Source organism: Mycobacterium sp., from assembly GCF_036490025.1.
Lineage (GTDB): Bacteria > Actinomycetota > Actinomycetes > Mycobacteriales > Mycobacteriaceae > Mycobacterium.
The window spans coordinates 1-8,527 of sequence record NZ_DASXEP010000171.1 but is presented as its reverse complement, the minus strand read 5'-3'; the positions used below and the strand labels follow the sequence as shown (position 1 = coordinate 8,527).

The following is an 8,527-nucleotide window of genomic DNA, read 5'->3' as shown; positions in this document are numbered from 1 at the left end:
ATGTGCCGGATGAAGCGACGACGGGTGACCTCGGCGATCGAAGCGACGTCGTCGGAACGACCGCCACCGGCCGCTTCCCGGATCCCGAAGTGGCGGTAATCGGACTTGCGCGGCAGCCCGTCTTCGAACACCACCAGCGACCCGACCACGTCGGTGCCCTGGACGTGGCTGATGTCGACGCATTCGATCCGTAGCGGCGCATCGGCCAAACCGAGTGCCTCTTGAATATTCTGTAGCGCAGCGGATCTGGCGGTGAAGTCGCCGGCGCGCTTCAGCTTGTGCTGCTGCAACGCGTCTTTGGCGTTTCGCTGCACGGTTTCGGCCAGCGCGCGCTTGTCGCCGCGACGCGGCACCCGCAATGTGACCTTGGATCCACGCAGGCCCGACAGCCAGCTGGTCAACTCCTCAGCGTTGGACGGCAGGCACGGCACCAGCACTTCGCGCGGAACCGGATTCGCTGCTTCGTCGGCCGTACCGCCCAGTTCCGCCTGGTCCCCGTAGAACTGGGTCAAGAACTGTTCCACTAGCTGCTCTTCACCCGAATCACCTGGGTCGGCCGACTTTTCGACGATCCAGCCACGCTGGCCGCGAACCCGTCCGCCACGGACGTGAAACACCTGTACGGCCGCTTCGAGATCATCGTCGGCGAATGCAACCACGTCAGCGTCGGTGCCATCGCCGAACACCACGGCCTGCTTCTCCATCGCCCGCTTCAGCGCGCCAAGGTCGTCGCGCAGCCGTGCGGCCCGCTCGAAGTCGAGTTCGTCGGACGCCACGTGCATCTGCTGCTCGAGACCGCGGGCGAACCGGTCGGTTTTACCGGACAGGAAATCACAGAAGTCCAGCACGATCTGGCGATGCTGCTCGGCGGTGACCCGCCCGACGCACGGCGCCGAGCATTTGTCGATGTAACCCAGCAGGCAGGGACGGTCGATTTGGTTGTGCCGCTTGAACACTCCCGCCGAACACGTACGCGCCGGGAAGACCCTGGTGAGCAGATCAAGGGTTTCCCGGATAGCCCAGGCATGCGAGTAGGGCCCGAAATAGCGGACGCCTTTTCGGCGCGGACCCCGATACACCATCAGCCGAGGGAATTCCTCGTTGAGGGTGACCGCGAGCACCGGGTATGACTTGTCGTCGCGATAGCGGACGTTGAACCGCGGGTCGAACTCCTTGATCCAGTTGTACTCCAGCTGCAGCGCCTCGACCTCGGTGTTGACCACCGTCCACTCCACCTTGGCGGCGGTGGTCACCATCTGCCGAGTACGCGGATGCAGGCTCGCGACATCAGCGAAGTACGACGTCAATCGGCTCCGCAGGCTCTTGGCTTTGCCGACGTAGATCACTCGTCCGTGCTGATCCCTGAACCGGTATACGCCGGGCTCGACCGGGATGGACCCGGGAGCGGGGCGGTAGGTCGCGGGATCAGCCACGGTGTCTAAGGCTAGTCGCCGTGAGAAGGGCGGCGCTGTGGTGTCATGCGCGCAACCGACAGCGGTTTATGGGCACATGAATGCGATCGGTGGACACTGTCTTCGTGTTATCGCGTCCGGCGGTGGGTTATCTCCGTCCCAAACAGGAGCATTTGTGCCGTCGTAAGAAGTGACGAGGTTACCCATCCCATAATTGGTGAAGTAAAAGGTGTGACAGACGTTCCAATCCCAGACCACCTGGCCCGGCCCCGTGGGCGGATCCGTTCGTTGCCCCGGACACCAATGGTGAGGAGAAAAGGTATCCGCGTGAGCGATAGGCACGGTGAACCCCAATCCAGGAATCGCCAGACCGCCCATCAGCAGCGCCCCGGCAGCGATCTTCTTCAGGATGTGGGCGATGTCCATGGGGCAGAATTTAACGCCGACCGCTTAATAAATACATAACGCCGACCGCCCGCGAGATTTTGCGGTCCACCAACATGTTTGGGTCCGCCGGACCAAGTCGGCCTAGAAAGGCGGCGGATCGTCGTCGGTCTCAGGTGGAGCCGGTCCGAGATGGCTCATCGAGTCGCTGCGGCCGGCCGTGCGGGCAATGTGGTTTTGTCGTCGTTCGGCGGCGATGCGGTGGGCGCGGACTTGCGCCCTGGTGCGGCGTCGCCTGGGCATCATCGCTGTCCGGTCACCGCAGTACTCAATCGACGGGTCGGCTTCCGGTACGGGCAGGTCGCCGGTCGGCACGCAGAGACTCGGGAACAGCAACGCGCTGCCCGGCGTGGTCACATAGGTGTGCCCGTCGGGAAGGAGCCAGATCACGGTGCCGTCGGGTAGCTGCTTGTCGCGCCAGCCCCCGAAAGTCTTCAGCAAGTGGTGTTTTCGGCAGAGCGCCTTCAAATTCGACGCGTGAGTCTTGCCGCCGTTGTGGTAGGCGACGGTATGATTCAAATCGCAGTCGACGGCCGGGCGATCGCAGCCCGGAGCACGGCAGGTCAGATCGCGGCACCGCACAAAATCGGCCAGCGCGGTCGACGGGACGCTGCGCGGCTCGGGCGCGTCGACCGGCGGAATCAGCGGCTGCAGCTTCGCGGTCTTGGCCAGTTCGGCAACCATGTCTGCCGGGATCAAGCCTTCAACACCAAGCACCGCGCCCGGTGTCTCTCCACTGCCGTCGGCGCTGGCTTGCTCGGCGACCACGTAAATCACCACGTTGCTCTTGCCTGCCCGCGTCGCGGCGTCGCAGTCGGCGGATCCACAGCCACACACCAACCGGTCCGCACCACCGGTCAACGCGCTCAGCGCGTCTGCCCGGCGCTGCTCGCGGGTCCGCGGGTCGGCGTCGCACACCGTGCCCGCCAACTCATCCAGCCGACGGTCGAGAGCGCGACCGGCGGTGGCCAGCACGGTTCCCGTCACAAACGCGATGCCTGTTTCCGCGATGTCGACATCGAGAAAGCGATCCCTGATGACCTCCTTCGCTCGCCGCACCGCGTCCCGGTCAACTCGGGCCACCACCCGATCGACCTCGGCGGCCAGCCGGCCGCGTGTCAACGACGGATACCGCGAAAGCCGCACCGCCAGAAGCGCATCCACTCGCGCCAGCGCATCGGCATCGGTGATCAAGTCTGTCCTGAACACGATGGTCTGGAACGCGCGGTAGTCGATATCGCCGGCCTGAAACATTTTGCCCACTTCCGGCAACCGGTCTCGCAACGCCATCGCATAGCGCAGATAACTCGAGGCCATCGAGATGCTGCACTGGAGTGCAGCGGCCGCCTGCGCGGCGACTGCCTCCCACGTGTCCATGGGCCAGTCAGCCTGCTCTCCCGAATCCCGCAGCCGCACCACAAACAACTCACCGACGGCAACCAACCGCCTCGCGGCTGCTTGGGCCTCCGATCGACCCGATTCGGAGATTCGGTCCAGAAGCGCAGCCGACTCTGACGTAGGTCGTGAGGCGTACCAAGACTCGAACATGTTTTCGATTGTAGACCCGCCCTACGACAAGTCAGTCCGACGCCAGCTCCGGCCGGTAGCGCTTCAGCAGCGTCCGGACGGTGTCCATCGCCTCCACGGCGCGGTCCTTGTCGACGGACTGAATGGCCATCAGCGGGACGTACTCGTCGTCGGGCAGATCGATTCGCGCCCAGCGTGCGCCGACGGGAAACGACACTCCGACCACGTCGTCCCACGGCACCAGCCGGTCGCTGAGCACATTGCGCACCGACAGTCCTGCCGCACCGACCCGCAGCCGTGGCCGGGCGAACAGCAGCGCGAGGCCGGCAAGAACGACGCCCAGCCCCGCCATCGCAATCTGGTCGGAGGTCTGAAAGATCACGCCGGTAGACCCCATCTTGAGCAGCAGGCCGATCGCAATGTGCGCTGCGATGATGACGAACGCCGCGGCATAGGCGACATACGGCGTCAGGTGGGGCCGCAGTTGCGCATCCCAGGTGCCCTGATCGGGCTTGGCGGTCACGACTATCCGCGCAGCGCGCGCAACGTCAGCGCGGTGCTCAGCGCCGCGGCCGTGGCCTGGGCGCCGTTGTCCTCAGCAGAGTCCGGCAGCCCCGCGCGGTCGAGGGCCTGGTCTTCGTTGTTGGTGGTCAGCACACCGTTGGCGACCGGTGTCGATTCGTCCAGCGAGACCCGCGTCAGCCCTTGGGTCACGGCGTCGCAGACGTAGTCGAAATGCGGTGTCTGCCCGCGGATCACCACACCGAGCGCGACGACGGCATCATGGTCACGGGCCGCGGCCTGCGCGACGACCGGTATCTCGATCGCACCACGAACCCGCACGACCGTCGGATCCTTGACGCCCCATTCGTCGGCGATCCGCTGGGCGCCGGTCAGCAGCGCGTCGCAAATCTCCTTGTGCCAAGTACTTGCCACGATTGCCAGCCTGAGTGCGGAGGCGTCCTGCGACGCGATGTCGGGTACACCGGCACCGCTCATAGGCACCGCTCATGAGTCACAGGGCACCGCCGAATTCGCCTGGCAGGTGCATGGATTCATGATAGTCGTCCAGCCCGACGAGGTCGTGCCCCATCCGGTCACGTTTGGTCATCAGATACCGAATGTTTTCCGCATTGGCCCGCACCGGCAACGGAACCCGCTCGATGATGTGCAGTCCGTAGCCATCCAGGCCCACGCGTTTGGCGGGATTGTTGGTCAGCAGTCGCATCGATCGGACCCCAAGGTCGACCAGAATCTGAGCCCCGGTGCCGTAATCCCGTGCGTCTGCAGGCAATCCGAGCTTGAGGTTGGCGTCGACGGTGTCGTCGCCGGCGTCCTGCAGCTGGTAGGCCTGCAGCTTGTGCATCAGGCCGATACCTCGCCCTTCGTGGCCGCGCATGTATAGCACCACGCCCCGGCCTTCGCGCGCGACCATCGCCATCGCGGCGTCGAGCTGCGGGCCGCAATCGCAGCGGCGGGAACCGAACACGTCGCCGGTCAGGCATTCGGAGTGCACGCGCACCAACACGTCATCGCCGTCGTAGTTGGGTCCGGCAATCTCGCCGCGGACCAACGCCACGTGCTCGACGTCTTCGTAAATGCTGGCGTATCCGACCGCACGGAATTCGCCGTGCCGGGTCGGGATCCGGGCCTCGGCGATCCGCTCGATGTGCTTCTCGTGCTTGCGGCGATACTCGATCAAGTCGGCGATCGCGATCAGCGCCAGACCGTGCTCGTCGGCGAAGACCCGCAGTTCGTCGGTCTGGGCCATCGCGCCTTCGTCTTTCTGGCTGACGATTTCGCAGATCGCGCCCGCCGCTGACAAGCCCGCCATCCGGGCCAAGTCGACGGCGGCTTCGGTGTGGCCGGGCCGCCGCAGCACACCACCGTCCTTGGCGCGCAACGGAACTACGTGGCCGGGCCGGGTGAAATCCTCAGCGACACTGTCGGAGTCGGCGAGCAGTCGCATGGTCGTCGCGCGGTCTGATGCTGAAATCCCAGTCCCCACACCGTGTTTCGCGTCGACAGTGACGGTGTATGCGGTGCCGTGCTTGTCCTGGTTGACCGCATACATCGGTAGCAGGCCGAGCCGGTCGCAGATCTCCCCGGCCAGTGGCACGCACAGGTATCCCGACGTGTAGCGCACCATGAATGCGACTAACTCGGGGGTGGCCTTCTCGGCTGCGAAGATGAGGTCTCCCTCGTTCTCCCGATCCTCGTCATCCACGACGACGACAGCTTTGCCGGCCGCGATGTCGGCGATCGCGCGCTCGACCGAGTCCAACCTCGTCATCGCTGCCACCTCGTCAGAAAATCCAACCCGGAGTCCTCAAGTGTTGCATCCAGTATGAACCACCACGTCGCCCTCGTTATTGCCACTGCTCACTGACCGGATACGTCCATCGGCGCGACTTGCCGCGGGCACATGCGCAGAAGGTTTCCAGAGGCCTCTCGTAGCTAATTCATAGCTAACCTATCTAGCGTTCAGTACGTCGGGGGCAAGTGTCCGCTGAATACCGGAGTAGGCAGGTGAAGGACCATGAAGCTGAAGCAACTGATGGCCGGAGCGACCGTCGCCGGCGCCCTCGGGGCGGCCGCGTTGGGGGTGGGCGCCGGTGCGGCCAGCGCAGCGCCCGGGCCGCCACCCGGCGGCCACGGCGCGCCGCCCGGGGTTAACCACGCCGGACCTGCACCGCATGAGCCGGGTGGGCCGGGTGGGCCGGGTGGGCCGGGTGGACCAGGTGGACCGGGCGGTAACGGGCCCGCCGGCCCAGGGGGCCCAGGCGACCACGGACCGGGCGGTCCCGGTGGACCAGGCGGTCCCGGCGGACCGGGCGACCACGGTCCCGGTGGTCCGGGCGCACCAGGCGGACCGGGCGACCACGGTCCCGGCGGACCAGGCGGACCCGGATTCCATGGACCGGGCGGACCTGGTGGTCCGGGCCCGTGGCACGGCGATGACCATCGCGGCTACTTCAACGGCGCTCCGTGGGGCAACGGGCCCGCGCCCTGGGGTGCCGGCGAGCCGCCGCGACCGGCATGGGACAGGCCACTTCCTCCGCCCGGTGGACGGTGGAACGACGGCCCGATCAATTACTGGGGCTACCAAGAGAACCCGTTCTGGAACCCGCAGTTCAACCAGTGGGGCTTCAACTTCTTCGGAGTCTGGATTCCGCTGTAAAAACTCACCCACCAGACGCCCGCTTCGCCGATCGGCGGAGCGGGCGTTGCCCGTTGGGAACCCACAAAGAGCTGGCCATACGTCATGCGTCGCAACTAAACTCGCCCGCATGGGCAACGTGGCCGTCGACAGTGCGCTGGTGCTGTCCCGTCGGCGCCACCGTAGGCTGGCCCCCTTATTGGCGGTAGCCGCCATGCTGATCGGAACTGCCCCGCTAGGGCACGCCGCGCCAGGGCCGCCACCGCAGCCGCCTGTCCCGGTTATCGACGGACCGAACAGCAGCCATCATCGTCACCACCAACCGACCGATCCACCTCCCGCACCGCCGCCGGAAGCACCCCCAGGGTCGCAGTCCTAAGACCTCTGCAGGCTTTGCGGGCTTGTCTTCGGCGCCGAGTCGTCGTCTGTGGCCAGGTGGCGCAGGACTCGTTCGTTGAGGGCGGCGAGCATGTCGAGCTCAGCCGGGGTGAGCAGGTCGATGAAGTTCCGGCGGACGTCCTCCACGTGCCTGGGCGCCGCCTTCTCGATGGCGGCGCGGCCAGCCGGCAACAGGCAGACCATGGTGCTGCGGGCGTCGTCGGGGTTGGGCTCGCGGCCGATCAGCCCGTCTTTCTGCATGCGCCGCACCTGATGGGAGACACGGCTCTTCTCCCAGCCCAGGGTGTTGCACAGGTCGCGGGCGGGCATGCGGTCACCGTCGTGACCCGAGAGCACCGCCAGCACCTCGTAGTCGGCCCCGGACAAGCCCGATTCCTGCAGGCCCCGGTTCAGGTGCACGTCGAGCTGATGATGCGCGTGCTGGAAGGCCCGCCAGGCGCGGTCTTCACGAGGGTTCAGCCAGTTCGGTTCCATCAGTCTCCATGCTACTCGATTGGTTGACGCATCAACAAACCGTCCTTAAGGTGGAGGAGTCAACCTTTCCGATCATCAATCCAAGACAGGACACACCTCATGAGCAGCATCAGCATCATCGGCACCGGGAACATGGCCCGCGCCATCGGCGCGCTGGCGGTAACGGGCGGCAACACCGTTGAGGTCATCGGCCGCGATCAGTCCAAGGCCGCTGACTTGGCCAAGGCTCTCGGCGGTAGCGCCACGACGGGAGAGTTCGGCGCCGTCCCGGCCGGGGACATCGTCATCGTGGCCCTGTTGTACGCCAATGTCGTTCCGGTCGTCGCCCAGTACGGAGACGCCCTCGCGGGCAAGGTCATCGTCGACATCAGCAACCCCTTCAATTCCGAGGCCGACGGGCTAGCGATCCCCGATGACACCTCGATCGCGCAGGAAGTCGCCAAGGCCGCCCCGGCCAGCGCCAGCGTGGTGAAGGCATTCAACACCATCTTCGGTGTTGTCCTGGCCCAGGGCCGGCCGCTCGACGTCTTCATCGCCGGCGACGACGCGCGCGCCAAGGCAGGCGTGGCGGAGTTCATCGAGAGCCTCAAGCTGCGCCCGCTAGACGTCGGCGGCTTGAACATGGCGCACTGGCTGGAAGGAACGGGTCTGGTCGTGATGGGCCTCGCCCGCCATGGGGTGGGGAACATCGACTTCGCCCTCGGCGCCGCGTAATCGGCTGAGCCGCGCCGCCGCCGGTCCAGGCCGTGAATGAACAGGGGCGCCGTGCGCCCAAATAATGGTTGATGGATCGCCGAAACGATTTGAGAGGACTTTCGCAATGAAGCTCGGTTTTGCACTTCCCATCGTCGGGCCCGCTATCAGCAGCGCCGCTGGTCTGAGCGCGTTCTGCCGCGGACTCGAGGACCTTGGCTACGACACGCTGTGGGTCGGCGATCGCCTGGTTACGCCGGTCGATATGCACAGCACTTATCCGGGCAAAGAGCAGCCGTACCCGCCGCAGATGACCCGTTACCTCGATCCGGTGCTGCTGTGGACGGTCGCCGCGACGGCGACCAGCCGGGTGCGGCTGAACGCCAGCACGCTCAGCACGTTCTACTACGAGCCGCCG

General features: G+C 65.8%; 9 protein-coding genes and 1 pseudogene. 3 read left to right on the top strand and 7 right to left on the bottom strand.

The window, feature by feature from the left end:
* The 6 genes from uvrC to VGG53_RS19700 all read right to left on the bottom strand — a co-directional run.
* On the bottom strand, window positions 1-1,433 hold a 1,433-nt coding region (uvrC, locus tag VGG53_RS19725; protein WP_331519773.1), incomplete at its 3' end, for an excinuclease ABC subunit UvrC.
* Between the two features lie 66 nt (window positions 1,434-1,499).
* Entirely contained in the window at window positions 1,500-1,838 is a 339-nt protein-coding gene (locus VGG53_RS19720; RefSeq protein WP_331519772.1) for a hypothetical protein, read from the bottom strand.
* Between the two features lie 102 nt (window positions 1,839-1,940).
* Entirely contained in the window at window positions 1,941-3,404 is a 1,464-nt protein-coding gene (locus VGG53_RS19715) for an HNH endonuclease signature motif containing protein (RefSeq protein ID WP_331519771.1), read from the bottom strand.
* Between the two features lie 31 nt (window positions 3,405-3,435).
* Entirely contained in the window at window positions 3,436-3,906 is a 471-nt protein-coding gene (locus VGG53_RS19710) for a PH domain-containing protein (protein ID WP_331519770.1), read from the bottom strand.
* Between the two features lie 2 nt (window positions 3,907-3,908).
* Window positions 3,909-4,382 (bottom strand): 6,7-dimethyl-8-ribityllumazine synthase, encoded by a 474-nt coding sequence (ribH, locus tag VGG53_RS19705; RefSeq protein WP_331519769.1) that lies wholly within the window; start codon window positions 4,380-4,382, stop codon window positions 3,909-3,911.
* 16 nt (window positions 4,383-4,398) lie between these two features.
* Window positions 4,399-5,676: a bifunctional 3,4-dihydroxy-2-butanone-4-phosphate synthase/GTP cyclohydrolase II gene (locus tag VGG53_RS19700; protein WP_331519768.1), complete on the bottom strand. Its 1,278-nt coding sequence runs from the start codon at window positions 5,674-5,676 to the stop codon at window positions 4,399-4,401.
* Between the two features lie 246 nt (window positions 5,677-5,922).
* Between VGG53_RS19700 and VGG53_RS19695 the strand changes: the two genes are divergently transcribed.
* Entirely contained in the window at window positions 5,923-6,564 is a 642-nt protein-coding gene (locus VGG53_RS19695) for a chitin-binding protein (protein ID WP_331519767.1), read from the top strand.
* A 354-nt stretch (window positions 6,565-6,918) separates the two neighbouring features.
* Here the strand turns inward: VGG53_RS19695 and VGG53_RS19690 are convergent, their stop codons facing one another.
* Window positions 6,919-7,416 (bottom strand): MarR family winged helix-turn-helix transcriptional regulator, encoded by a 498-nt coding sequence (locus tag VGG53_RS19690; RefSeq protein ID WP_331519766.1) that lies wholly within the window; start codon window positions 7,414-7,416, stop codon window positions 6,919-6,921.
* 99 nt (window positions 7,417-7,515) lie between these two features.
* On the opposite strand from VGG53_RS19690, the gene VGG53_RS19685 reads away from it, so the two are divergent.
* Window positions 7,516-8,130, top strand: a complete 615-nt coding sequence (locus VGG53_RS19685; protein ID WP_331519765.1) for an NADPH-dependent F420 reductase — start codon at window positions 7,516-7,518, stop codon at window positions 8,128-8,130.
* 106 nt (window positions 8,131-8,236) lie between these two features.
* Window positions 8,237-8,527, top strand: a pseudogene (locus VGG53_RS19680) (LLM class F420-dependent oxidoreductase); the annotation flags it as partial.

Coding starts and splice junctions, on each gene's coding strand:
- ribH (WP_331519769.1), bottom strand. CDS start 4,382: ATGAGCGGTGCCGGTGTACCCGACATCGCGTCGCAGGACGCCTCCGCA.
- VGG53_RS19715 (WP_331519771.1), bottom strand. CDS start 3,404: ATGTTCGAGTCTTGGTACGCCTCACGACCTACGTCAGAGTCGGCTGCG.
- VGG53_RS19720 (WP_331519772.1), bottom strand. CDS start 1,838: ATGGACATCGCCCACATCCTGAAGAAGATCGCTGCCGGGGCGCTGCTG.
- VGG53_RS19695 (WP_331519767.1), top strand. CDS start 5,923: ATGAAGCTGAAGCAACTGATGGCCGGAGCGACCGTCGCCGGCGCCCTC.
- VGG53_RS19685 (WP_331519765.1), top strand. CDS start 7,516: ATGAGCAGCATCAGCATCATCGGCACCGGGAACATGGCCCGCGCCATC.
- VGG53_RS19690 (WP_331519766.1), bottom strand. CDS start 7,416: ATGGAACCGAACTGGCTGAACCCTCGTGAAGACCGCGCCTGGCGGGCC.
- VGG53_RS19700 (WP_331519768.1), bottom strand. CDS start 5,676: ATGACGAGGTTGGACTCGGTCGAGCGCGCGATCGCCGACATCGCGGCC.